Annotated in this window: 19 protein-coding genes; 5 read left to right on the top strand and 14 right to left on the bottom strand. The window is 69.5% G+C overall.

Features of this window, described 5'->3' with window-relative positions; all coding sequences use genetic code 11:
* Positions 1–50: 50 nt before the first annotated feature.
* On the bottom strand, positions 51–2,174 hold the full coding sequence (locus FRANCCI3_RS14830) for an acetate--CoA ligase family protein (protein ID WP_011437336.1): 2,124 nt from the start codon (positions 2,172–2,174) through the stop codon (positions 51–53).
* 178 nt (positions 2,175–2,352) lie between these two features.
* Between FRANCCI3_RS14830 and FRANCCI3_RS14825 the strand changes: the two genes are divergently transcribed.
* Positions 2,353–4,482, top strand: a complete 2,130-nt coding sequence (locus FRANCCI3_RS14825) for a catalase (protein WP_011437335.1) — start codon at positions 2,353–2,355, stop codon at positions 4,480–4,482.
* A 77-nt stretch (positions 4,483–4,559) separates the two neighbouring features.
* Here FRANCCI3_RS14825 and FRANCCI3_RS27060 read toward each other — a convergent pair whose 3' ends face one another.
* The 10 genes from FRANCCI3_RS27060 to FRANCCI3_RS14780 form a co-directional block, all read right to left on the bottom strand.
* Positions 4,560–4,712: a hypothetical protein gene (locus FRANCCI3_RS27060; RefSeq protein WP_157493469.1), complete on the bottom strand. Its 153-nt coding sequence runs from the start codon at positions 4,710–4,712 to the stop codon at positions 4,560–4,562.
* A 287-nt stretch (positions 4,713–4,999) separates the two neighbouring features.
* Entirely contained in the window at positions 5,000–6,421 is a 1,422-nt protein-coding gene (locus FRANCCI3_RS14820) for an NAD(P)(+) transhydrogenase (Re/Si-specific) subunit beta (protein WP_011437334.1), read from the bottom strand.
* A complete protein-coding gene (locus tag FRANCCI3_RS14815) occupies positions 6,418–6,798 on the bottom strand; it encodes an NAD(P) transhydrogenase subunit alpha (protein WP_011437333.1) in 381 nt (126 codons plus the stop codon). The genes FRANCCI3_RS14820 and FRANCCI3_RS14815 overlap by 4 nt, the downstream gene beginning before the upstream one ends.
* Before the next feature lie 4 nt (positions 6,799–6,802).
* Positions 6,803–7,990 carry an NAD(P) transhydrogenase subunit alpha gene (locus FRANCCI3_RS14810; protein WP_011437332.1) on the bottom strand — a complete coding sequence of 396 codons (1,188 nt, stop codon included), beginning with the start codon at positions 7,988–7,990 and terminating at the stop codon, positions 6,803–6,805.
* 193 nt (positions 7,991–8,183) lie between these two features.
* Complete coding sequence (locus tag FRANCCI3_RS14805) at positions 8,184–9,194, bottom strand: zinc-dependent alcohol dehydrogenase (RefSeq protein ID WP_011437331.1); 1,011 nt, start codon at positions 9,192–9,194, stop codon at positions 8,184–8,186.
* Between the two features lie 85 nt (positions 9,195–9,279).
* Positions 9,280–10,800, bottom strand: coding sequence for an aldehyde dehydrogenase family protein (locus tag FRANCCI3_RS14800; protein WP_011437330.1), 1,521 nt, complete (start codon positions 10,798–10,800; stop codon positions 9,280–9,282).
* Between the two features lie 346 nt (positions 10,801–11,146).
* The gene (locus FRANCCI3_RS14795) at positions 11,147–11,824 is read right to left on the bottom strand and encodes an AMIN-like domain-containing (lipo)protein (protein ID WP_011437329.1); all 678 of its coding nucleotides are present in this window, start codon (positions 11,822–11,824) and stop codon (positions 11,147–11,149) included.
* A 160-nt stretch (positions 11,825–11,984) separates the two neighbouring features.
* On the bottom strand, positions 11,985–12,938 hold the full coding sequence (locus FRANCCI3_RS14790) for an ADP-ribosylglycohydrolase family protein (RefSeq protein WP_258165193.1): 954 nt from the start codon (positions 12,936–12,938) through the stop codon (positions 11,985–11,987).
* A gap of 37 nt (positions 12,939–12,975) precedes the next feature.
* Positions 12,976–14,259 carry an ISAs1 family transposase gene (locus FRANCCI3_RS14785; RefSeq protein ID WP_049760812.1) on the bottom strand — a complete coding sequence of 428 codons (1,284 nt, stop codon included), beginning with the start codon at positions 14,257–14,259 and terminating at the stop codon, positions 12,976–12,978.
* Positions 14,260–14,559: 300 nt separating this feature from the next.
* Entirely contained in the window at positions 14,560–16,878 is a 2,319-nt protein-coding gene (locus FRANCCI3_RS14780; RefSeq protein ID WP_011437327.1) for a GmrSD restriction endonuclease domain-containing protein, read from the bottom strand.
* Positions 16,879–17,223: 345 nt separating this feature from the next.
* Here FRANCCI3_RS14780 and FRANCCI3_RS14775 point away from each other — a divergent pair, with 345 nt between their 5' ends.
* Both FRANCCI3_RS14775 and FRANCCI3_RS14770 read left to right on the top strand, forming a co-directional pair.
* A complete protein-coding gene (locus tag FRANCCI3_RS14775; protein ID WP_011437326.1) occupies positions 17,224–19,473 on the top strand; it encodes an NAD-binding protein in 2,250 nt (749 codons plus the stop codon).
* Positions 19,474–19,888: 415 nt separating this feature from the next.
* Positions 19,889–20,353: a DUF1772 domain-containing protein gene (locus tag FRANCCI3_RS14770; protein ID WP_011437325.1), complete on the top strand. Its 465-nt coding sequence runs from the start codon at positions 19,889–19,891 to the stop codon at positions 20,351–20,353.
* Positions 20,354–20,667: 314 nt separating this feature from the next.
* On the opposite strand, the gene FRANCCI3_RS14765 is transcribed toward FRANCCI3_RS14770, so the two are convergent.
* From FRANCCI3_RS14765 to FRANCCI3_RS14755, 3 genes are all read right to left on the bottom strand, one after another.
* The gene (locus FRANCCI3_RS14765) at positions 20,668–21,249 is read right to left on the bottom strand and encodes a TetR/AcrR family transcriptional regulator (protein WP_011437324.1); all 582 of its coding nucleotides are present in this window, start codon (positions 21,247–21,249) and stop codon (positions 20,668–20,670) included.
* Between the two features lie 240 nt (positions 21,250–21,489).
* A complete protein-coding gene (locus FRANCCI3_RS14760; RefSeq protein ID WP_011437323.1) occupies positions 21,490–22,443 on the bottom strand; it encodes an alpha/beta hydrolase family protein in 954 nt (317 codons plus the stop codon).
* Positions 22,444–22,714: 271 nt separating this feature from the next.
* A complete protein-coding gene (locus FRANCCI3_RS14755; RefSeq protein WP_023841482.1) occupies positions 22,715–23,245 on the bottom strand; it encodes a PaaI family thioesterase in 531 nt (176 codons plus the stop codon).
* Between the two features lie 230 nt (positions 23,246–23,475).
* On the opposite strand from FRANCCI3_RS14755, the gene FRANCCI3_RS14750 reads away from it, so the two are divergent.
* Entirely contained in the window at positions 23,476–24,684 is a 1,209-nt protein-coding gene (locus FRANCCI3_RS14750; protein ID WP_011437321.1) for an NAD(P)/FAD-dependent oxidoreductase, read from the top strand.
* Positions 24,684–25,340 (top strand): SGNH/GDSL hydrolase family protein, encoded by a 657-nt coding sequence (locus tag FRANCCI3_RS14745; protein ID WP_011437320.1) that lies wholly within the window; start codon positions 24,684–24,686, stop codon positions 25,338–25,340. The genes FRANCCI3_RS14750 and FRANCCI3_RS14745 overlap by 1 nt, the downstream gene beginning before the upstream one ends.
* Positions 25,341–25,676 lie beyond the last annotated feature (336 nt).

Here is a 25,676-nt window from a genome sequence, read left to right as displayed (position 1 = left end):
CGACCGTACAGTCCCCGGGCGAGGAGTCCCCCCGCGCCCGAGGAGCGGGCTCAACCGCCGGCGGCGAGCGCGCGCGGCAGCGTCCGTGGCAGTGTCCGTGGCTCCGTCTCGGGCGGGAGCAGGCGGATGCCGGCGTGCAGCAGCACGACGCCGCGGCGGCCGACGAGCACCGGATCGAGCAGGATCTCGGCGATGGCCGGCAGTTCCTCCCCGAGCCGGGCGACGCGGTGCAGCAGGTCGGCCAGGGCGTCGGTGTCGGCGGCGGGCGCCCCGGAGCCGCCGAGCAGCAGCACACTGCCGCGGATCTCCTGGATGAGCTCGGCCGCGTCCCGGTCGGTCAGCGGCAGCGTGCGGGAGAGCGGGTCGACGAGCAGGTCCGCGACGACCCCGCCCAGGCGCAGTGAGAGCAGCGGACCGACGATGGGATCCTGCCGCAGCCGCACCACGGTCGACACCCCGGCCGGGGCCATCGGCTGCACGAGCATGTCGCCCGGCCCGACGGCGGCGCGGATGGCCTGCCAGGCCTGCGTGAGCCCGGCCGCATCGTCGACTCCGAGCTGGACGGCGCCGACGTCGAGCCGGCTGCGGAACCGTTCGTCGGCGATCTTCAGCGCCACCGGCCACCCGAACGCCTCCGCCGCGGCGAGGGCCTCGGCCTGGTCGCCGACCCGCCGGCTCGGCCAGGCGCGCAGGCCGACCCCGGCCAGCAGGGTCGCGACGGCGGCATCGGGCAGCCACGCCCCGTCCTTCGGGTAGCGCTCGGCCTCGGCGCGGGCGCGGTCCAGGTCGATGCCGGCCAGCACGGGGACGCTGCCCTGGTCCCGGGCCCGCCAGGCGGCATGGTCGGCCGCGCGGGACAGCGCGAGCGCGGCCGACTCCGGCGAGGCGTAGGACGGCACCGACCCCGGGCCCGGGGTACCCGAGCCGTCCCGGACAGCCAGTTGGGCGGGGATCCCATCCTGCCCGAGAAAGGAGGCGAGCAGCGGCAGGCCGCTCTCGACGGCCACCGCGCGCACCGAGCTCGCCAGCCGGTCGACCTGCGCGTGCGGGGTGACCAGGGTGATGATCGCGTCGACGTCCCCGGAGGCCGCGACCGCGCGCAGCGCGGCGTCGAACCGGTCCGGATCGGCCAGCGGCCCGAGATCGACGGGGTTCGTGGCGTACCGATGGCCGACCAGCGTGGCGAGGCCGGCGCAGGTCGAGGCGGACAGCGCCGGCACGTCGAGCCCGTAGGTACGGCAGGCGTCGGCGGCGAGCGCCGCGAGCGCGCTGGAGGTCCCGACGATGCCGACCCGCCGGCCGGCCGGCAGCGGTTGGCAGGCCAGCAGCTGGGTCGTGTCGAACAGCTGGCTCAACGTGTCGACGCGGATCACCCCGGCGCTGCTGAACAGGGCGCCGATGTCGCTGTGGGCGGCCTCCCGCCCGCTCTTGAGCGCCACGACCGGCTTGTGCCGGCTGAGCTCGCGGGCGATCCGGGCGAACCGGCGTGGGTTGCCCAGGCTCTGCAGATGCAGCATGACCACGCCGGTTCGTGGATCGGAGCGCCAGTACCGCAGCAGGTCGTTGCAGGAGACGTCCGAGCGGTCCCCGATCGAGACGAACGTGGAGATGCCCAGCGCGCGCCGGGAGGCGTCGGTGAGGAACGTGCCCGCGAGCGCCCCGGACTGGGTGAACAGGCCGACCCGGCCGGGCGGGGGGTCGCCGACCGCGAAGGTGGCGTGCAGCCGGACCGTCGGGACGGTGTTGATGACGCCCATCGCGTTCGGCCCGATCAGTCGCATGCCGCCGTCACGGGCGATCCGGATAACGTCCGCGAGCCGGGCCCGTCCCTCGTCACCCCCGTCGGCGAAGCCGGCCGCGACCACGATGACGCCGCGTACCCCCTTCTCCGCGCAGGCCCGCATGACCTCGGCGACCCGTGGCGCCGGCACCGCGACGACCACGAGGTCGATCTCGACTGGGACGTCGCGCAGGTCTCGGTAGGCGTAGACGGACGCCACATGGGTTGCCGCGGCGTTGACCGGATAGACAGAGCCGGTGAACTCGCTGGCGAGCAGCCGACGGAAGATCTCGTGACCGATCGAGCCCGGCTCGCGGCTCGCCCCCACCACGGCGACCGTGCGCGGGTGGAGTAGCCGGGCGATGCTGCGCGACTCCGCCAGGTTCTCCCGCAACGGATGCCTCCTCGCTGGTTCGTCGCTGGTTCCTCGCTGGTTCCTCGCTGGTTCCCGCTGGCGGCGGGGAAGACCGCGACGCCGGCGCGACGCCGTCCGGAAGCGAGGTTTACTCGTGTCGTCGCGGGTAGGTCCGGGTACGCCCGGACAGCATCAGGTAGTCAGCGAGGTGACCATCATGACCGATCCCGGGACGTCGCGCCTCCCCCGGGACGACGCGAAGCAGCAGCAACTCGACGCCGTCCGAATCGGCGACGACGGCGCCCGCATGACCACCGACCAGGGGATCGGTGTCGAACACACCGACGACTCGCTCGCGGCGGGGGAACGCGGTCCGACGCTGCTGGAGGACTTCCACTTCCGGGAGAAGCTCACTCGGTTCGATCACGAGCGCATCCCCGAGCGGGTCGTCCACGCCCGTGGTGCCGGTGCCTACGGGTACTTCGAGGCGTACGAGTCGCTCGCCGACGTGACCCGGGCGCACTTCCTGGGCGAGGACGGCCGGCGTACCCCGGTGTTCGTACGGTTCTCGACCGTCGGCGGTTCCCGCGGTTCCGCGGACACGGTCCGGGACGTACGCGGATTTGCCGTAAAATTTTATACCGAGGAGGGTAACTTCGATCTCGTCGGTAACAACATGCCGGTGTTCTTCATTCAGGACGGCATCAAGTTCCCCGACTTCGTCCATGCGGTGAAGCCGGAGCCGCACAACGAGATCCCGCAGGCATCCTCCGCGCACAACACCCTGTGGGACTTCGTCAGTCTCGTCCCCGAGTCGATGCACATGATGATGTGGCTGATGTCGGACCGGGCGCTGCCGCGCAGCTACCGGATGATGCAGGGCTTCGGCGTGCACACCTTCCGGTTCGTCGATGCCGCCGGGCAGGGGACCTTCGTCAAGTTCCACTGGCGGCCGAAGCTCGGCACGCACTCCCTGGTCTGGGACGAGACACAGAAGATCGCGGGCAAGGACCCCGACTTCAACCGGCGGGACCTGTGGGAGTCGATCGAGAACGGTACGTTCCCGGAGTGGGAACTCGGCGTGCAGCTCGTGCCGGAATCCGACGAGCACGCGTTCGACTTCGATCTTCTCGACGCGACGAAGATCATCCCTGAGGAGCGGGTGCCGGTGCGGCCGGTGGGACGGCTGGTGCTCAACCGCAACCCCGGCAATTTCTTCGCCGAGACCGAGCAGGTGGCGTTCTGCGTACAGAACGTCGTCCCCGGCATCGACTTCACGAACGACCCGCTGCTGCAGGCCCGGCTGTTCTCCTACCTGGACACCCAGCTGATCCGGCTCGGCGGCCCGAACTTCGCCCAGCTGCCGGTCAACCGGCCGGTCGCGGCGGTGCACAACAACTCCCGCGACGGTTACGGGCAGCATCGCATCCAGCAGAGCCAGACGTCGTACTTCCCGAACTCGATCAGCGGCGGTTGCCCGGTGCTCTCCGATCCGGCGCACGGCGGGTACGTGCACTACGCCGAGCGGGTCGACGGGAACACGATCCGTAAGCGGAGCGAGAGCTTCAAGGACTTCTACAGCCAGGCCACCCTGTTCTGGAACAGCATGTCCTCCTGGGAGCGGCGGCACATCGTCGACGCGTTCAGCTTTGAGCTCGGCAAGGTCGACTACACCCAGATCAAGGAGCGTGTCCTGGGACATCTCGCCCAGGTGGACCACGAACTCGCGGCCGGGGTCGCCGAGAACCTCGGACTGCCGGTGCCACCGGAGAGCACCCCGAACCACGGACGATCCTCACCCGCGCTGAGTCAGGCCGACCAGCCCAGCGGGGTGGCCACCCGCAGGATCGCGGTGCTCGCGGCGGACGGCGTGGACGAGGTGGCATTGCGTTCGGCCACCGCCGCGCTGCGCGAACAGGGCGCGATCCTGGAGGTTCTCGCGCCGCACGGAGGCATGCTCGCCACGGTGTCCGGCGACGCGTTGCCGGTGGACCGAACGCTGGTGACCATGTCCTCGGTCCTCTACGACGCGGTGTTCGTCGCCCCGGGCGAGCGCGGTGTCACCGCACTGACACACAACGGCGAGGCCGTGCACTACGTCGGCGAGGCGTACAAGCACGCGAAGCCGATCGGCGCGGTCGGCGCGGGGGTGTCGCTGCTCGAGATCGCATCCTTGCCGGGCGCGCGGGTCGCCGACCAGGGTGACGCGGTGGTGTCCGACCGGGGTATCGTGACGGTCCGCGACCTTGCGGGGCCGTCCGTGCTCGGCGACTTCGGTTCCGCGTTCGCCACGGCCGTGGCCGCCCATCGGCACTTCGACCGCGCGCTGGAGGCCGTCGCCGCGTAGGGCCGGGTGCCGATGGTGCCGATGCGCCAGATCGTGACTGACGGTCAAGGCCTGTCAGGTCCTCGGGGAGGCCGGGTTCACGCGTGATCACGCCGCTCGCCGCCGGTGTCGTACCGGCGGCGAGCGGCGTGGACCTGGTGTGCCGAGACCGTGGCGAGTAGTTCCTGGTAGCCGGTTTCGGACCGGGTGAGATACGGGTCGGTAAAGCGTTCGGTGAGAAAGGTGCGCACGATCGAAGGCTGCGCGCGATGTGCCCCCGCCGATCACCCTGCCCCGCCGATCACCCTGCCCCGCCGATCACCCTGCCCCGCCGATCACCCTGCCCCGCCGATCACCCGACGAGTGTCCCACCCGCACCCACCGCACCACACCATCCCGGTACGACGTAGGGCCTTATCCACATCCGCATCCCACTCCGCGTGCAGCCGGGATCGCTCAGGGAACGGCCTGGTGAACCATCTGCCAAGAGGCCGAGCAGCATCATCGGACCGCCGGGGAGGACGGACCGCCGGGGAGGTCAGTGCACGAGTGTCTTCATGGCGGCGGTGAGCGCGCTCAGGCCGGCTTTCGCGTCGTTGAAGAGCATTCCGGTCTTCGGGTCGGTGTACAGCTCGTTGTCGATGCCGGCGTAGCCGTGGCCCATGGAGCGTTTGATGACGATGACGCTCTTCGCCTGGTCGACGTCGAGGATCGGCATACCGGAGATCGCGTTGCCGGGACGGCGGGCCGCCGGGTTGGTCACGTCGTTGGCGCCGACGACCAGGGCGACATCGGCCTGCGCGAACTCGGGGTTGACCTCGGCCAGTTCCTTCATCTGCGGATAGGGGACGTGCGCCTCGGCCAGCAGCACGTTCATGTGGCCCGGCATTCTGCCGGCGACCGGGTGGATCGCGTAGCAGACGTCCACCCCGTGCTGCGTGAGCAGGTCGGCGAGCTCGACTACTTCATGCTGGGCCCGCGCCGCCGCAAGCCCGTAGCCGGGCACGATAATGACCTTCGACGCGTACGCCAGCTGCAGGGCCGCGTCGTCCGCCGCGACCGACCGCACTGGGGCCGAGGCCGCCGCGCCGGCGTTTCCGGTCGAGTCCGCGGTGCCGAAACCACCGACGATGATGGCCGGGATCGACCGGTTCATCGCCTCGGCCATCAGCACGGTGAGGATGGAGCCGGACGCCCCCACCAGCGCGCCCGCGATAACGAGAACGGTGCTGTCGAGCACGAAACCGGCCATCGCCACGGCCGTCCCGGTGAACGCGTTCAGCAGCGAGATCACCACCGGCATGTCCGCGCCGCCGATCGGCAGCACCATCGTCACGCCTAAGCCCAGCGCGGCGGCCGCGACGATCGACAGCGCGATCGTCCCACCGTGACCAGCGACGATCGCCGCCACGCCGGTCACGGCGACCGCGGCCAGCGCGGCGTTCAGTAGTCGGGCGCCGCGGAACAGCACCGGCGCGCCACTGATCAGGCCCTGCAGCTTGCCGGCGGCCACCAGCGAGCCGGAGAAGGTCACCGCGCCGATGACGACGTCGAGGCCGACGGTCACGGTGGTCTGACCGGAGGCCCCGGCCAGCCCGGCCGCGCCGCCCAACCGCGCCACCTCGGCGAACGCGACGAGCGCCGCCGCGCCGCCGCCGACCGCGTTGAACACGCTGACCAGCTGCGGCATCGCGGTCATCCGCACGGTCCGCGCCGCATACAGGCCCGCGCCGGATCCCAGGAGCACACCGGCGATCAGGACGATCAGGCCGGTAGCGGTGATGACGCCGTCCCGGGCCAGCAGCCCGACGGCGGTCCCGACGGCCGCCACCATCCCGGCCGCGGACAGCTGGTTGCCCCGGCGGGCGGTCGCGGGCGAGTTCATCAGGTGCAGGCCGAGGACGAAGCAGCTCGCCGCGGCCAGGAACAGCAGGCGGATCGCCGTGTCCGAGCCGCTCATGACCGCTCACTCCCCACTGCCGGCTGGTTCTGCCCTGCCGGCTGGTTCCGCCCTGCCGGCTGGTTCTGCCCTGCGAGCCGGCTTCGCTCCGCGGCCGGGCGCCGGTGGAACATCTCCAGCATCCGGTCCGTCACCACGTAGCCGCCCACCACGTTCATCGCGGCGAACGCGGCGGCGAAGAACACCAGGACGTAGCCCAGTGGGGTGTGCGCTGTCGCGGCGACCAGCATCGCGCCGACGACGACGATGCCGTGGATCGCGTTCGCGCCGGACATCAACGGTGTATGCAAGGTGGACGGCACCTTGCTGATGACCTCGAACCCGACCAGCAGGCTCAGGACGAGGACGGTCAGGTCGGTGACCAACGTCTCGGTCATGTCCTCACGCTCCAGACTGGCTTTCCGCGGAGCCGCCGGTCAGCAGGGCGGCGGTGGCGGGGTGGACGACCCGGCCGGCGTGGGTGATGACGACCCCGGCCTGAATCTCGTCGGCGGTGTCGATGGTGAGCGCGCCGTCGTGGACCAGATGGCCCAGCAACGCGGCAACGTTGCGGGCATAGGCGGCCGATGCCGCAGCCGGCATCAGGGCCGGCAGGTTGCCGGCGCCGATCACGGTGACGCCACCCGCGGTGACCACCGTCTCATCCGGCGCGGAGATCTCCACATTGCCCCCGAGGGGGCTCGCGGCGAGATCCACGACGACCGACCCGGGCCGCATCGTCTTGACCGCCTCCTCCGTCACCAGCAGCGGCGGCCGGCGGCCGGGAACCTGAGCGGTGGTGATGACGACGTCATGGCGGGCGACGGCGGCAGCCAGCGCCTCTTGCTGGCCCGCCAGTTCCTCGGCGGTCAACGCCCGGGCATAGCCACCCTGACCCGCTCCGCCGGCCACCCCGCCCAGGTCGGGCCCACCCAGGTCGAGGAAACTCGCACCGAGCGAGGTCACCTCGCCCCGCGCCTCCGGGCGGACGTCGTAACCGCGGACGACCGCGCCGAGCCGGTGGGCCGTGCCGATCGCGGCCAGCCCGGCCACGCCCGCGCCGAGCACCAGCACCTCGGCGGGCCGGGCCGTGCCGGCCGCCGTCATCAGCAGCGGGAAATAACGCGGGTAGGCGTCGGCGGCGACCAGCACCGCCTTGTACCCGGCCACATTCGCCTGGGAGGTCAGCGCGTCCATGGACTGGGCCCGACTCAGCGTCCGCGGCAGCCCGTCGAGGCTCACCGCGGTCACCCCCGCCTCGGCCAGCTGCGCCATCACCTGCGGCCGCGGCAACGGCGCCAGCAGCCCTACCAGGGTCTGCCCGCCGCGCAGCAACGCGCGCGTCCGCGGGTCCGGGAGGCTGACCGACACCACCACGTCTGCCCGCGCGAACAGGTCGAGCCGTGCGACGACGGTGGCGCCGGCCTCGGCATAGGCGCCGTCGGGAAACCATGCGCCACGTCCGGCTCCGGTCTCGACGAGCACGTCGAGACCGGAGCCGACCAATCGGCCCACGACCTGCGGAACCATGGCCACCCGACGCTCGCCGGGCGCGGTCTCCATGGCCACGCCCACGGTAAGCGGACTCATGGTCTTTCCCCCTTTCGGGATTCTCCTCGTGTTCCCTTCCCCGTTGGGGGGATGAGGACCGATGGCCGTGCGGGCAAGATCAAAGCAGACCAGGTCAGACCAGGTCAGACCAGGTCAGACCGGATCAGATCGCGTTAGATCGCGTTAGATCGGGTCAAATTTGATCAGGCCGGACCGGTCGGAATGGGCCAGATCAGAACTCGAACACCAGCCGGGCCGGGACCCTGCTGTCCAGGACCTCGTCCATGCAGGCGTTGACGTCGTCCAACTTCCGGCCGGAAGCGATCACCCTGGTCCGGCCGGCCGCGTGCAGCCGGAACACCTCGGCCAGATCGTTGCGGGTGCCGACGATCGATCCCTTGACCGTGATCCCCTTCAGGACCGTGTCGAAGATCGGGATGGACATCGTGCCATCCGCCGGCAGGGCCACGCAGACCAGCCGGCCGCCGCGCCGCAGCGAGGCGAACGCCTGCTCGAACGAACGGGGCGACGCGGCGAGCGCGACCGCCACGTCGGCGCCGCCCAGCCGCTGGATGGCCTCGACCGGGTCGGCGGTCCGCGCGTTCACCACGTGGTCGGCGCCCAGTTCGGTGGCCAGCTCCAGCTTGGCCTCGGTGACGTCGACCCCGACGGTGAAACCACCCGCGATGCGGGCGTACTGCAACGCCAGGTGGCCCAGCCCGCCGATGCCGAACACGGCCACCGTCTCGGCCGGGGTCACCCCGGCTACCTTGATGGCCTTGTAGGTGGTCACGCCGGCGCAGGTCAGCGGCGCGGCGTCGAACGACGGCACGTCACCGGGCACCGGCACCGTGTAGTCCGCGTCGGCCACCGCGTACTCGGCGAACGCACCGTCGATCGAGTAGCCGCTGTTGCGCTGGCTTTCGCACAGCGTCTCCCAGCCGCCGACGCAGTAGCGGCAGCGTCCGCAGGCGTGACCGAGCCACGGGATCGCGACCCGGTCGCCGATCGCGCGCCCGGTCACCCCGGCGCCCACGGCCTTGACCACGCCGACGCCCTCGTGACCAGGGACGAACGGGGGAGTCGGCTTCACCGGCCAGTCACCGTGCGCCGCGTGGATGTCGGTGTGGCACAGACCGCTGGCCTCCATCCGTACCAGGATCTGGCCCGGCCCCGGCACCGGGACGTCCCGGTCCTCGATACGCAACGGTGCCCGGAAATCGGTGACAACTGCTGCCTTCATAACATCCTCCAGTCAGGGGAATCGTCGATGGGAAATGCCAAAGGACTCCGGAACCCTGGACTCCGGAACCCTGGACTCCGAGACCCTAGAACAGGCCGAGCGCGTTCTCGTCGTAGCTGACCAGCATGTTCTTGGTCTGGCTGTAGTGCTCCAGCATCATCCGGTGGTTTTCGCGGCCGATGCCGGACACCTTGTATCCGCCGAATGCCGCGCCCGCCGGATACTGGTGGTAGCAGTTGACCCAGACCCGGCCGGCCTTGATGCCCCGGCCCATCCGGAACTGGCGGGCACCGTCCCGCGTCCACACACCGGCACCGAGCCCGTAAGGCGTGTCGTTGGCGATGGCCAACGCCTCGGCCTCGTCCTTGAAGGTGGTGACAGCCAGCACCGGGCCGAAGATTTCCTCCTGGAAGACCCGCATCTTGTTGTGGCCCTTCAGCAGCGTCGGCTCGAAGAAGTAGCCGTTCGCGAACTCTCCGGCCAGCCGCGTCCGGTGCCCACCGGCCAGCAGTTCGGCGCCCTCAGCCAGGCCGATGTCCACGTAGGAGCCGATCTTTGACAGCTGCTGCGCGGAGACCTGCGGGCCCAGCATTGTCGCCGGGTCCAACGGGTTGCCCTGCTGGATCCGGCCGACCCGTTCCAGCGCCCGCGCCATGAACTCGTCGTAGATCGACTCCTGGATCAGCGCCCGGGACGGGCAGGTGCACACCTCGCCCTTGTTGAACGCATACAGCACCAGCCCCTCGACCGCCTTGTTCAGATAGGCGTCGTCGGCGGCCAGGACGTCCTCGAAGAAGATGTTCGGGGACTTTCCGCCCAGCTCCAGGGTGACCGGGATGATGTTCCGCGCCGCGTACTGCATCATCAGCCGGCCGGTCGTGGTCTCACCGGTGAACCCGATCTTCGCGATCTTCGGGCTGGTGGCCAGGGCTCTGCCGACCTCGGCGCCGGGCCCGTTGACGATGTTGATGATGCCGGGCGGGATGACGTCCTGAATCACCTCGGCGAGCTTGAGGATCGACCACGGCGTCGGTGACGCCGGCTTGATCACCGAGCAGTTACCCGCGGCCAGCGCGGGCGCCAGCTTCCACGCCGCCATCAGCAACGGGAAGTTGAAGGGGATGATCTGCCCGACCACCCCGAGCGGCTCGTGGAAGTGATAGGCGTAGGTCCTGCCGTCAATCTCGGAGATCGACCCCTCCAGGGTGCGCGCCGCCGCGGCGAAGTACCGGAAGTGGTCGGCGGCCAGCGGGATGTCGGCAGCCAGCGTCTCCCGCACCGGCTTGCCGTTCTCCCAGCTCTCCGTGACCGCGAGCATCTCCCGGTTGGCGTCGATCGCATCCGCCACCGCGGTCAGCACCTCGGCCCGCTCCGCCGGGGACGCGGCGGCCCAGGAGCCGGCGGCGGCGTGCGCCGCGTCCAGGGCGTCCTCGACATCCTCCGCCGCCGACCGCGGTATTTCACAGATCGGCTGCGCCGTGGCCGGGCTGAGGTTGGTCGAATACTTACCGGCCCGCGGCGGCAGCCACTTTCCACCGATGAAGTTCTCGTACCGGTCCGTAACATGGACGATACTGCCTGGCTTTCCAGGTGGGACGTACGTCATGACAGCCTCCCGATCTCCACAGGGCGGGCACACCTTCCGGCGTGCCCCGACCGGCACGTATGTTTCTCTGCCGAGGCCAAGCACCCCATATCGCGCCAGTCCTGAGACCATGTGCGGAAGGTCCCGACCCCCGATGCCGAACGGGCCGTTCCCGGACCAGTGCCGGGCAGCCTAAGTTGATCATGCTGTTGTGTTGGGTTTTCGGGGTGCGGCGCGGTGTGGCTCGATGACCGGCGACGGCAAAGAGGGAACTGCCCGCGCCAGGGCGGCGCGGGCAGGCCACGGGCCGAGGCCTCACCGGCAGGCCTCACCGGCAGGCCTCACCGGCAGACCTCACCGGCAGGCCTCAGGCGGCGAGGTCGATCACCACGCGCGACGGGTTCGACAGTTCGAGCACCCGAAAGCCGACCCGATCGTCAACCCCCAGGCCGAAATGGACGTATCCCTCGTAGTCGCCGGTCATCCGATACTGGACGAGCGCGGGAAGCCCGCCGCCGGCCCGCGGTGTGCGCAGCGTCGACCTACCGGTCTCATCGTGGGCCACGGCCGGGAACAACACCACCTCCAGGAACGCCTGCCCCCGCAGCGGGACCGCAACGCCCTCGCCCGGCGACAGCACCTCGGCCACGTAACGCACCTCGTAGCCAGGGAGCTGCCCTTGGAACTCGATCGTCAGCCGATCGAAAGCCATCCCGCCGGCGACGTTGTGCGCGCCGCGCACCGCGACGACCGTCGCGTTACCGTACAGCTGATGCTCGACGCGGCGCGGTTCGCTCGACCAGACCGGCTCCCGCGGCGTCGCGGTCGTGGAAGGCGACGTCACCACCGGTCCATCCGGCGAGCGGGAGGACACGGACGGAGAAGGCACCGGCGTGGTGCCGGACACCGATGGCTTCGGCGTGGTGACGTCGGTGGAGCCGCCGCCACCGGCACCGCCGCCACATCCCAGCGGCACGAGCAGCGCGCCCGCCAGCAGCGCCACCGCCCCGATCCATCGCCGGCCCGTTGTTGTCCGCACCTTCATGCAACTCACCTCGCAGCCCAGCTCACCTCGCCGCCCCGGGTGGCCGAAAGGGACCTTCGGTAGGGGGACGGTCAGGTTAACGTCCCCCGACCAGGTGAGCCGGAAGCACCACGGAGCACCGGCGCAGCTCGAACCGATGGGAGATCTGATGTGCGTGAGCTCAGCTCCCGGGGTAGCGGGTGGACCAGGCCGGGGTGGCCGCGCCGAAGGCGTCGGAGACGGTCGCGGTGTTCTCGATCTCGGTTACCAGATCGTCCGCGACCTGCCCGACCAGCTCATAGCCCGCCAGCTCCTTCAGCCAGGCTGCCGGCAGCGCCGGCTCACCCAGAGCGGCGCCAACGAGGTTCCCGCAGATCGCGCCGGTCGAGTCGCTGTCGCCGGAGTGGTTGACTGCCGCGAGCAGCGCCGTCTGCGGATCGTCGGGCGCCGCCACCGCGCAGTACACCGCGATCGCTAGCGCCTCCTCGGCGACCCAGCCGGCGCCCAGCGATTCCACGCGTTCCGCCGTGGGCGCACCGTCCGCTGCCGTTCCGAGCGCCGCCCGCAGAGCTCTGGCTACTTCCTTGCCGTCGCGTTCGGCCGACAGGCGGCCGAGGGCCGATGCGGTGGCCTGGGTGATGCCAGCGCCGTCTACCATCGCGGCGACGATCCATGCGAACGCGCCCGCGGCGAGGTACCCGGAGGGATGACCGTGGGTGAACACGGCGCATGCGACCGCATGGTCGAAGGAGGTTTCCGGGCCCCGCCGGAGCAGCCCGAACGGGGCCGAGCGCATCACCGCCCCGCATCCCTTGCTGTCGGGGTTCGCCGGCCGCGCGAGCGTGCCCATCTCGGGGCGCCCCAGCCCGGACAGGCAGGCGTTCCCCGGAGCGCGCCGGGCATACATCAGCTGCTGCGCCGCCAACCAGCCGTCCACCTCCCCGGCGGCCGGACCGGTCCGCCGCTGCGTCGTGAGCCAACGCTGGTAGGCGCGCCACAGCACCGCGGGCGGATCGGCGATGCCCCGGGAACGGCTGCGGACCGAGGCCCGGATCAGACCCTCCACGGTAAAGAGCGTCATCTGAGTGTCATCTGTAAACGGAGCGTGTACCCCGTAGGCGGCCGTGAGGCCGATGACCCCCGCCGTCCCGTACTCAGGGTGACCCGCAAAGTCATTGATGCAGGTCAGCGGGGTTGTCGAGAGTGAGGATGGCCAGGAGCAGGGCGTTGTCGTGTCGGATTCTGCGGATGGTCGGGGCGATGCGGTTATGGCCAGCGAGGCGAATCAGCCCGATGATCAGGTTACGGAGCGTGGTCATGATGCGGGGCAGTGGGCCGGTCCGAACCCGCGAGGCATCCTCACGGAACGTCACATCGCGCACCCAGTGGACCTTGTTCTCGATCGTCCAATGCCCTCGGGCGTAGCCCGCGAGATCAGCGGGTGTGACCGCGTCGAGGGTGAGGCTCGTCAGGACGTGGACCGTGACAGTGCTCGGGATCGTCCGGGTGACCCGGGCCCGGCCCGTGCCGGTGGTCACGGTCCGCCGGACATGACGGCGGATCCGCGCCACGGTGCGGGCATGGGGATAGCGGGCACGGATCGCCTCGCTGGCCTGGGCCAGCTGGATGGTGCGTCGTTCGAACCGTCCATGGGCCCTGCCCTCGGCGCTGTGCCCGATCGGGATCTTCGTCCAGTCGGTCGCCTGGTGGCAGTCGACCGACAACGCCGGGGTGTTCGCCTTCACCGTGAACACGAAGTGCGCTCCCAGCTCGGTGACGATCAGGTCGGCGTGGGCGCGGGTCGTGTGCAACGCATCAGCGGTCACCACCACCCCATCCAGCGGATCATGGGAATGCAGTTCGCGGAGCAGCGGTGCGAACGCGGTGACCTCGTTCGTCTTCGCGCCGACCTCATGCTCGGCGAGCACCACACCCGTGCCGTGTTCGGCGACCGCGAGCAGGTGCGGTGCCCGCCCCTCAGGCCCAGCCGCGCCACGCAGGGTCTTCCCGTCGACCGCGACCACCCGCCGCCCACCACCACGGGCCTGGCGGGCGCGGGCCGCGGCGAACATCCCGACCGCCCTCGCCAGCGCCGAGCTGTCCACCGCGGACAGGACCCGGATCATCGTGTCCACCGACGGTGCCTGCGGCTGCCCGGTCACCGGATGGACCCGCGCCCCGAGAGCGGTCAGGACCTGCGTCGGGGCGTGCGCAGCCCAGGCCGCGATCTCCTCCACCGACTTCTCCCCCGCGGCGACCGCTGCGGCGGACAGTCCCAGGATCACCGGGAGCCGGTGACGTATCCCTCGCGGGTCCCGCGGGTCAGGCACCCCGGCGAGTACGTCGGCGAGCCCCTGCACCTCACCGCCGTGCGCCCCCAGGACCCGCAGCGACCGCCGCATCCGGACCAGCTGCCCCGACCCGGCCTGTCCGAGATCGGTGGGAGTGACGGGCATGCGAGACTGGACCGGCAACGGGGCTCCCTACGGCTGGTGATCTAGGCAATCCCCGTCCTACCGGGACCCCGTTGCCTCACCGCAGCCACCCTCACCGTGGTGGCCCGCCGTTGTTCCCCCGGACCCCACGGCCCCACCGCCCCACCCACCCCACCGGCTGTCACAGAACGTCATCGGTGGCGTTTCCGCCGGCGCCGGAACCCACCCTCACACGCGCTACTCACAGCGACGAAACAGCAGCCGGGCCCGGATCCTCACACCACCACCGGCCCCAGCCCCCCGCACCCCGTCTCACACCGTCTACCTGCACAAACAGACTTTGCGGGTCACCCTGGTCCCGTACTCCCGTCGGATCTCGTCAAGCGACTGGAATTCGATTGCCGCACCGAGCGCGTCTCCCAACGCCCCGCCCAGCAGGCAGCCCCGGACCCGGTCCCGGTAGGAGAGGCCGGAGTTCGCATCGTCCGTGGGCGCCGCCGCGCGCCGCTCTGATGGCCACAGGCTGACCGCGAGCCCCACGGCGGACCGGGCGGCCGGGGCGGCCCACAGACGTTCCTTGGTTCCGGCGGCGCCCTGGCTCTCTTCCGGGGTTTCGAGATCGGCGGCGGCGGCGAGTTCGGCGGCGGTCATGCGTTGGCGGGCCAGTGCCCGGCCCGACCTGCTGAGAATGACACCCTCGGCGGTCAGGATCTCCCGTGGATCGTCGGTGCGTTCCGGATCGGGCCAGCGGAAGTCCGGGGAGACGGAACCGTTCAGGAGCAGGACGCGGTGGGCGTTGGAGATCCGGGCACTGGCCAGCTTGGCTCCCACCGCGACGGCGTGGGACCCGATCACCTCCGCGACGTCGGAGTAACTGGTCCAGCGGCCGGGTGGGATCGCGGCCAGTACCCGGCTCATCAGGGTCCATCGCTGGTCCTGGGGCGGCGGTACTACGGACTCGTCCGGGCCGGGCCAGATCTTCACGATCCGCTCGGCGAGCGCCCGGCCACGATTCTGGATCTCCTCCCGGCCCCATCTGTCCTGACCGGCGATTTCTCGGTTCATCGCCAGCCCGCTGTCGGCCAGCAGCTTCTTCTTCTCGGTGAACTCGTGATCGGCGAGTTTCGGATTATAGGCGGTGAGCGTCAGATTGCCCAGAGTATGGACGAGCCTGCGGTGCAGCTCGTCGCGCGTCTCACCCTCGTGGGCATCGGCGTCGAGAACCGCTTTCCATCCCGGTCTCGACAATGACTGGGGGAGGATGTGTTCAACCGTCAGCTTCACGCCCCAGTCGACTGGTTCGAGATGCTCGTAATCCTCTTCCAGGCTGCGCAACACATAGGTGCGCTGAGGGCCGCGTCCGGTCCAGTAGAAGGGATTGAGCAGGACGGCTTCCTTCACAGGCTGATCGGTCGGGAACTTCTTACGCGGGCCGGAGAGAACCCGCGTGACCGCGGCGGCGGTCGGTGTCTGGTCGCCGAGCTCCTTGACGAGCGACATGAGGATGCGGTTGCTGTTGGCGCTCGCGATGCCGACCAGCATCCGCCGCACCAGGTAGCTCTCCACCACCCGGAGTGCCGCGGCGGTCTCGGTGGCGTCGAGACGGTCATTCGCATGCGCGATCAGCATGTGTAGGACGATCGGCCGGACGACGTCCGCCCCCCACCGGCGCAGCCGGTGCAGGGCCTGCCGCAGGACCGGGTCCTCCTCCCGGTCCGGATCGAGGATCCGGCTGAACAGCAGGGCCTTTGCATGCAGCTCGGAGATCCACTGCTCGATGGCGTCCTCGTCCGGCAGCGTCTGGAGATACTGCCGCTGCGACTGGTACACGGTCTCCTTGGTGGCACGGTCGTCGCCGCGGAGCACGAGGTCGAGCCAGACCAGATCCTCCAGTCTGTCACCGAGCAGTTCCTGGAGTGGGAACCACCGCCAGTCGTACACCCGGTCCGCTCGGGTGGGTAGCCGCATGAACAGGTAGTTGCGCAGCAGGTCCGCCTGGGTGAGCCGGCGGCCGGTGTGGTTGAGCGATTCGAAGATGCGGTAGACGTCGTCGTCGACATGCGCGGCGATCTCCACGATTGCGAGCTGACCGACCACGGCCTGCTCGATCAGTGCTGCGTCCAGCGGGTCGTCGGCGTCGCGCAACGCGGCGAGTTCCTTGCGGAAGAACTGGTATGCGTCGCCGATCCCCGCCCGGCCTCCTGCCTCCGGCGACCGCTCGACGAGAGCGGTCCAGGCGGTCCGGTCGGCTCGCGTCGGTAACAGGGTGTAACGTTCGGTTCCGGCCGCGTACCTGTTCATGAGGTACAGATCGTCGATTTTCGCCGCGAGCATCTGATCGTCATCTCGGACATGATCGCGGATCGCGCAGAGCAGGATGCTCAGCGCCGTCAGCCGTTGCTGACCATCTACCACCAGCCAGATCGCCACTCCGGCCGGCGTGGTTGACGGGCTCGGCGCGAGAACCAGCGAACCCAGGAAGTGTGTTGCCGCTGGACCGGCGGCGGCCACGCTCGTGATGTCGGCCCAGAGTTGCCGCAGGTTGGCGCGTTCCCAGCTGTAGGGGCGTTGATACAACGGGACGACGTACTGACACTGACCCTGGAGGAGTTCACCCAGAGTAGTTTCGTTCGCCTTCACTGCTGCTCTCCGCCCTGCCTGGGTAGCCGAATCCGAACCGTTTTGCCACTTACCGGTGGAAAAGACTATCGGAGGCGGCGGATCCGCCCACCGGGTCCGTGCCCGGCCGTCGCCGCGGGCCGGTATGACAAACTGGCGGCAGCGGACGAGTCCCCATACCCCACCTCAGCGCGGTGCCTGTTCCCCTTGTGGCGCGCCCGATCCCGGCCGGGTCCGGCGAGGACCGGCCAGGTGCGCCACGGCGTGCCGAGCGGTGTTGATCGGCCCCGGACCGATCCGGTTGAGGATGGTCCGGTCGAGGCATGACCGGGACGGGACCGGTTCGGCGTGCTGGAGGGGGGTGGCATGGCAGCGGGTTCTGGAAGTCCCGGCGTGACCGGAGGCAATGGCACCGTCAACGTTCATGGTGCCCTCGATGGGCATGGCACCGTCAACGTTCATGGTGCCCTCAGCGGGCATGGCGCTGTCAACGGTCAGGGCGGCTCGGGAGGTTCGGGCGCCTTCGGTGGTCTCGGTGGTTCGGGTGGTTCCGACTCGTCGGGTCACGTCATTGTCTGCGGGCTGAGCAACCTGGGGCTCCGGCTGGCCGAACAGCTCCGGGCGTCGGGTGTGACGGTGGTGGCCATCGACGATCGGGTCGCCCCCGCCACCCGGCGCAGGGTGGAGCGGTGGGGCGTGCGGGTCCTGGTGGAGAGTACCCGTGGCGCCGGGGCGCTGCGCGAGGCCGGCATCGCCGCGGCGCTCGCGGTCGTGTCCTGTCACGAGACGGACCTCGACAACCTGGGCACGGCGCTGGTCGCGGCCGAGACGGCCCCCGGTGTCCGGCTCGTCGTGGCCATCAGTAACCGCCAGCTCGGCGACCAGCTCGCGGACGCGCTCAGCCAGGTCCGGGTGCTGAACCGGGCCGAGCTCGCGGGGCCGAGCTTCGTCGAGGCGTGCCTCCGCTCGGACGTGACGCACGCCTTCCCGATGGACGAACGGTCCGATGCCGAGGTCTTCGCGGTGATCGAGGAGTCGATCATAGGCCGGCATGCCTTCCGGGCCCGCTATGGCGATCTGACCCCGATCTCGCTGCGCCGCGCGGGGGAGCGCCTCCCCGAGCTCTGCCCGCCCCGCGACGTCTCGCTGCGCCCCGGCGACCGGCTGACGCTCCTCGGGCGGCTGTCGGAGTTCCACGAGCGGGGCATGACGGTCGCGGGCCTGCACGACGCGCGGCTGTTCGCCGCGCTGGCCGGCGGCTCGGCCGAGCATGGCGATCCCGGCGATCCCCGCGAGCCCGGAGGGGTCCGGGGGGTCTGGCGGGCCACGGTGGCCAGGTTCCGGGAGATCGTCTCGATGATCCGTGGGGAGCTCGACCCCCCCTTCCGGTTCGCACTCGCCGCCGTAGTAACGATCATGATGGTCGGTACGGTCGTGCTGTGGTTGACCTACGCCAACCACAACGAGGCCGCACCCGCCGAGTTCGGCCCGCTGGACGCGCTTTACCTCACGGTCGCGACGATGGCCACGGTCGGCTACGGCGACTTCAACTTCGGCGCCGCCGACGAGTGGCTACAGGTGTTCGGCATCGGACTGATGCTGCTCGGCGCCCTGTCGATCGCCGTCGTCTATGCGTTCATTACCAACATCATCATCAGCCGTCGGTTGGAGCGGGTGATGGGACGCGGGCGGGCCGGGGCGGTGCGTGGCCACGTCATTCTATGCAGGCTCGGCTCGGTGGGGGTCGCCACGATGAACGGCCTGGTGCGCGCGGGCCGGCATGTGGTGGTGATCGAGCGTGACGAGAACAACCGGTACCTGCCCGTCGCCCGTGAACGTGGGGTGCCCGTGATCATCGGGGACGCCACCGTCCGCTCGACGCTGCTGGAGGCCGGCCTCGCCCATGCCGCCACGATCGCGGTGCTCACCAGCGACGACGTCGCGAACCTGGAGGCCGTGCTGTCGGCCCGGGAAGCGCACGAGGAGTTGCGGGGGGCGTGGGCGGCCCGCCGCCCCGCCCGGCGGGCCGCCCGGCGGGGCGGCGGGTGGTCCCGCGGCCGGATGCGGGAGTCCGACCCGGACACGCACCACCCCGACCTGCGAGTAGTGCTGCGGATCTTCGACACCACGATGGCCGACGAGGTCGAGCGGCGCTTCGGCATCCATACGGCACGCAGCGCGTCCGCCCTGGCCACGCCGTATTTCGTCGGCGCGGCGCTCGGTTACGACGTCATCAGTACCTTCTACGTGCAGCGCACGCCGTTCCTGGTGGCCAGGATGACCATCCACGCCGGCGGCGGGCTGGTCGGCCCGACCCTGCGGGAGCTGTCCACCGGGACCCGGGTGCTCGCCGTGATCACCGCGGCCGCGAACGCGGACACCGGCGGAGACGTGAATCTGGACAGCGGCGTGAATCTGGACAGCGGCGCGGACACCGACGGCGGCGTGGAGCGGGACGGCCAGGGGGCTCCCGGTGGCGGGCCGGACTACCGGCCGGGACGCCACACCCGGCTCCGGCCCGGGGACGAGCTGTTCGTGGTGGGACCGGTGAACCGGATCGTCGACATGGTGCGGCGCAACCAGCAGGTCGACATCACCACGGCGGGAACTGCGTAACACCATCACCGTGACGGTGCGCTACCTGGACGAGTGGCCGCGCGGCACACAGTCATGCCCGGACCACAAAACCATGTGAATATTTACCGCCTATTTGGATGAAAGGGAACAAGTGGACATCTACCTGGAGGGGATGAACCGCCTCACGGTCGATAGTCCGCAGCCGTCCGTCACGCCCGAGCCGCTCGGCCGGATCATCAACGACCTGGGCCTGTGACCGGCTCGGTAGAGAGCCGCCTCGTTTCCCTATGACCCGGAACTTTCGGTAATTCTGGACGCGGTTCGTGAACCAGCCTTCGGGTAGCCGTCGTCTGCGGTATGAATGCCTTAGCCCCACAGTCGCCCGGGGGCGAGCCCGGGTCTCTGCTCGTCACCTGTATGTCCCCAACATGCACAGGACGGAGAGCTGAAGCGGATGGTCTCGGCGCTGGTCGTGATCTCTCTCGTATTGACCGGGCTGGTGGCGGGCACGTTGACGGTCGGCCTGGTCGCCGTACGGCCCGCGATGCATTCACTGCCGCCCACTCCCTACGTAATGGTCAAGCAGGCGTTCGACATCAGCTACCCGCGGATGATGAAGCTGCTGCAGATTACAAATCTGATCGCTACGATCGCCCTGGCGGTCGCGGCCGGCGTCACCGGTGCGACGGCCTGCGCGGTGCTGGCCGGCATCGTGGCGGCCTGCGTCCTCACCAACATCCTGGTCACCGTGCGCGGCGACCTTCCGATCAACAACGCCATGGCCACCTGGCGGCCGGAGTCTCCGCCGGCCGACTGGCGCGAGCAGCGGGCGCGCTGGGACTTCTTCAACAGCATCCGCACGACCGCCGCGGTGATCGCGCTGGTTCTGCTGGCCCTGGCCGCGACCACCCAGTACTAACGCGGCTTCGCCCGCCCAGGTCTTCCAGCGGAAGCTACCGGCTTTGAACTTCGGCGAATTCAGCAAGGTTAAGGTCATCTCTTATCGTCCAGTACACGTCCAGTACACGTCCAGTACAGGAGTATCGATCTCCGTAAGAGGCGGAGAATGTCGGGGGCAGCAGCTCGTCCGGTCAGCGCATTGGTTGCTCGATGACCAAGGAGAAGTGTCGTTTTACTGGTCGGCGGGGGACCAGTCCTCGGTGAGGGTCTCCATCTGGGCGAGGACGAGGTCGATCGCCGCCTTCGGGTAGCTCCAGCGGGATGTGTGCCGGTTCAGAGCAGCGCGTGCTCGGCGGTCGCCAGGAGCCGGGCCGCGACCTCGTCGACCGACAGCCGGCGGCCGGTGTAGAGCAGGTCGAACGCGTCGAAGCTGGTAAGCAGCCAGAGGACGTCGACCGCGGCGGCCACCGGCACGCGCAGGAGGCCGTGGGCGGCCAGGCGTTCGGCGAGATGTTCCATCCCGCCGAGACGGTCCTGCTCGGCCCGTTGCAGCGCGCCATCGAGCGCCTGTTCCATCGAGCGCAGGGCCCACAGGGCGTCGCGCTGCCCGGCGTACACCCGCACGCTTGCGGTGATCCCGCCGCGCAGGTGAACGAGTGGGTCCGGATCCTGCACGGCCCGCACCAGGTCCGCGAAACCGCCCCGGTCGAGCACGTCCTGGGTGAGGGCATCGAACAGCCCCGCTCGGGAGCCGAACACCAGGTAGACCGTCGACCGGGCCACGCCCGCCTGCCGCGCGACCGCCTCCACGCTCGCGAGCCGGGGCAGCTGTTCGTACATCGCGTCGAGGATCCGGCGGCGGGTCTGGTCCGCACCAGCCGTGCGCAGCCGTTGCTCGTAGCGACGGGGAGACATGACTGCACCCTACGTGCGATGGACAGGCTGTCTTCGAGACGAAGACAAGCCGTCTGTCAACCGTGGTGAACCGGACGGTCGGGGCTGCCCGGTGGGAAGCGAGAATCACGGTGGGGAGCGGCTGCTTCGAACAAGTTCGAACAAGAGGGATGGCGAACAAGAACAAGAGGGATGGCGAACAAGAGGGATGGCGACAGTGAGCGGAACCGCGACGAGCACCCCGTCACGGTGCGGTTCCCGTCACCGGGCGCCCGTGCCGCTCCGGCCGAGGACGAGGTCGATCCACTCGGCCACGTGGCGTGCTATGACAGCGGGTTCCTTCATCCAGTCGAAGTGACCGAGGTGGGTGGATCCACTCGTGCGGTCCAGGTGGACGCGATGGACCTCCGAGCCCGTCAACCGCCTGGTGAAATAGTCGACCGCCCGGCGCGGCGCGAGATGGTCGGCGTCCAGGGAGATGGCCAGTACCGGCAGGGTCACCGCGCCGAGAAGACCGAGGAGGTCGGGCTCCGACCTGGCCAGCCGGTAACGGCCGGTGCGGGCACTTCTGGCCCAGTCCAGCATCAGCGCCCTGGGCTGCCGCCCGCCGAAGCCGAACCGGTGCCCGGGCCAGTAGCCCAGCAGCTGCGACACCCCCGCGACGAACGTGGAACCGCCCAGGACCCACGCTGAACGAAGGGGCCTGAAGACGCGCCAGTACGAGGTGCCCGCGCCGATGACGGCCAGGCCGCTCAGCCCGCCGCTGTCGGGGGCCTCCCGCGCGGCACGCAGGATCGAGAGTTGTCCGCCGAGACTGTGACCCACGACGAACAGCGGCGCCCCGGGGAATCGTTCCCGCGTCGCCGCCGTGATCGTCGGCAGGTCGTCCTCGACACCCTCCTGGTAGCTGCCCCGGCTGCCGGCCGAGCGCCGGAGCGCCGCGGCTCCGTGGTGATGCCAGCGCAGATCGGTTGTCACGACCGAGTACCCCAGCGACCGCAGTGCCTCGGCGAAGGGGGTGTAGTACTTTGTCCGAACCCCCATCGCCGGAAGCAGGAGAATCACCGGCGCGGACTCGTCGGCCTGCGGAAGAACACGCAGGCCGAATCGCGTCCCGGCAGTGGTGGCGACCTCGAGTTCCGTCTCGCTTTCCGCCGCGGGTTCGGTCTCACCGGCGGCCGCCGACGGGGGAGGAACAAGAGCATCTGCGGACACGTGCCGCTCCTTCCATCCGGATCGCCGATCGTCTGATCGGTATTTCCGACAGCGGGTCCGATAAAGGTTGGTGAGCGCAGCCGGAAAGCCGGGCATGATGGTGAGCGTAGTAACGTCTGTGGACTTCTTCCAGTGAAGTCGCGGAGGACGCCCGGGCCGGGATGCCCGGCCCGGGCGAGGGAGAGCCGTGGTTACGGGCTTTACCTGCGGGCAGGGCCCTCCTGCTGCCGGCGGCGCCTTGCCTGCAGGTATCTTTCCTGCAGGTGTCTTGTCAGGAGGCGTCGAACCAGGCGCGGTAGTCGAACTCCGCCTTGGCGACGAGGGCGCCGGCGTCGTCGTAGAGCAGCGAGCCCCCGCGGATCTCGAAGCGTTCTTCGGCGGTCCGCTCCGCTGCCGGGTGCGCCACCTCGATGTCCACTGAACCGTGGGCCCGGATCCGACCGACCGCCGGCCGCAGGTACATGATCCGGCAGTCGCGCAGCACGAAGCTGCGGAGGCTGAAGATCCTCGGTGCCAGGGCGCCCGAGAACGCCGCGGCTCCGGAGACCTCGGCGGCGAGGAACTGCGCCGCCGCATGCACGGTGCCCATGTGGTTCTGGAGGTCGGGTCGGTTGGGGAGCTCCGCCACGCCGCCGTCCCGGCGCAGCTCGACGACCCGCACCCCGGTCAGGTTGCAGAATGGCACCATCGTGTCGATGACGGAACGGAGTTGTTCGAGATTTGGTGGCGCGTCACCGTTCGCCTGAAAGTGCGCCTCGCGAACCATCTCCAGTGGGGATCGTATCTCCGACTGAGCAGACATGTTACTGAGCATCCGCTGGAAAGGTTTCTTCGGGATGAATTCGAGGCGACTTTACGAACCCTTTGCCATTGGTGATTCCTATCGTGCGATTACATCACCTTGTGACGCCTTGCAGGTATATAGGGGAGCCTAGGAGGATGCCCAGGAGGATAACGACAACACATCCGCCGGGGACCCGTCGTGCCAGTGTAACGATCGGTTGACCGGCATACTTCAGGGAGTCTCCGACCATGTACGACGTGATTGTCGTGGGAGCGCGCTGCGCCGGCTCACCTGTGGCGATGTTGCTTGCCCGGCGCGGTCACCGGGTGCTGCTCGTCGACCGCGTGTCCTTTCCCAGCGACACGATCTCCACCCACTATCTTCAGCAGGCCGCACTGCTCCGTCTGCGGGAGTGGGGGCTGCTCGACGCACTCACGGCGACCAACTGCCGGCCGATCACCGACATGACGGTGTCCCACCTCGGTGTGGTCATCCGCGGGTTCGCCGATCCGGTCGACGGGCTGGCGTTCTCGATGGCGCCGCGCCGCATCGTGCTGGACAAGCTCCTGCTCGACGGCGCGGTCGCGGCGGGTGTCGAAGTCCGGGAGGGCTTCTCGGTCCGAGATCTGATCCGTCACGACGACGGCACGGTCGCGGGGATCGTGGGCCGGGACGCCACGGGAGCCGTCGTCGAGGAGCGGGCCACTCTCGTCGTGGGCGCCGACGGCCGCAACTCCGTCGTGGCCGACCTGGTGGGAGCCGACTTCTACAAGGTCGTGCCGGCGGCCAGCTTCATCTACTACTCCTATTTCAGTGGGCTGGACTGGCAGTTCCACAGCCGGTTCGGTGACCACGAGCAGTGCGCCGGCTGGCCCACCCATGACGGGCTCACCCTCGTCACCGCGATGCGCAACCTCGAGGATTTCGAGGAGTTCCGCGCCGATATCGACGGGAGCCTGCGCCGGACCTTCCGCAGCGTCGCGCCCGAGCTCGCCGAGGATCTCGACAGCCATGGCGTCCAGGAGGACCGTTACTACGGAATCCGTTATCCGGACAACTACTACCGCACGTCCTATGGTCCGGGTTGGGCGCTGACCGGAGACGCTGGTTACCACAAGGACCCGGTGACCGGTCTGGGCATCACCGACGCCTTCCGCTGCGCGGACCTGTTGACCGAGCACGTGGACCAGGCGCTGCGTGGCGACCGGCCCATGGACGAGGCCCTCGCCGAGTATCAGCGGTTGCGCGACGAGGAATCGGCCGGTGCGTTCAATTTCACCACGACGCTGGGCGAGCTGAACTTCCCGCCGCACCTCGTGGCGCTGTGGCGGGCCTTGCCGAACAACGAGACGGCGCGGGCGCAGTTCTTCGGAATGATCGCGGGTGTCGTGCCGTCGTCGGTCTTTCTCGCGCCGGAGAACGTCGAGTCCATCATGTTGGCCGCGGCGGCCGTGTAATGGACAGTCGACCGATCATCGGCGGTCCGACGCCGTCGCCGATGCTCACCGTGGTCGGCGACAGCTTCGCCGAGGGCCGCGGTGACCCGGCTCCCGACGGCGCCTGGATCGGCTGGGCGCCCAGAATGGCCGCGGCTCTGGGTATTCCGCGCAGTCGCGTTCTCAACCTGGGGCGGAACGGCGCGACGACGCAGGATGTCATCGACACGCAGCTCGACGTCGCCGCCTCCGCCCCGGCGGCCCTCGTCGGGATCGCCGCGGGCAGCAACGACCTGCTCGCGGACTACTCGCAGGACAGGTTCGAAAAAAACTTCACCCACCTAGTCGCGACTCTCGCGGTCCCGGGAACCACCGCGTTCACCTTCACCTTTCCGGACCTCACCACCAGGCTCTCGGCGCCGCCGGCGATCCTGGACGTACTCCGCTCCAGGATCGAGCGGGCGAACGACCATGTCCGCTCGACCGCGGCGAACCACGGAATTCTCCTCGTCGATTTCGATCACGTCGACCGCGCCCACGACTCTCAACTGTGGAACCCCGGGGACTATCATCCCAACGCGGCCGGATACGAATTCGTCGCCAGTCTCCTTGCGGATCTGGTGCGCGAAGTCCTGTCGCGCCCGGCTCCCCGGATTCCGGTTCCGGTTCCATCCTGACCCTGTTCGGTTGACCGGCCTCTCGACGTATTCTGACCCGACGTCGAGTGGATCGGGAGTGAAGCATCTCACGACGCACCGTCGCGGCGATTGCCTCGGCCGATCGAGTGTTCGGCAGGTTGTTCTTGCGGAACAACAGGACGTCGATGACACTGGTTCCAGGATGCCCGCGCGGATCGGATACGAGTAAACTGTCGCCAGGCCTCGCGGTTCGCTGTCACGGCCACGAAGACCTGCGGCAGTGCTTCGGAACAACGTTGTTCCGGGACAACGTTGTTCCGGAACAACCCGCCGGCCGTCTGGCTCTCCGGCGGACCGGCCGGTCCGCTCCGGTGA

Source organism: Frankia casuarinae (genome assembly GCF_000013345.1).
Taxonomy (GTDB): Bacteria; Actinomycetota; Actinomycetes; order Frankiales; family Frankiaceae; genus Frankia; species Frankia casuarinae.
The sequence above is the reverse complement of the archived record's forward strand: the minus strand, read 5'-3'. Positions and strand labels throughout refer to the sequence as shown.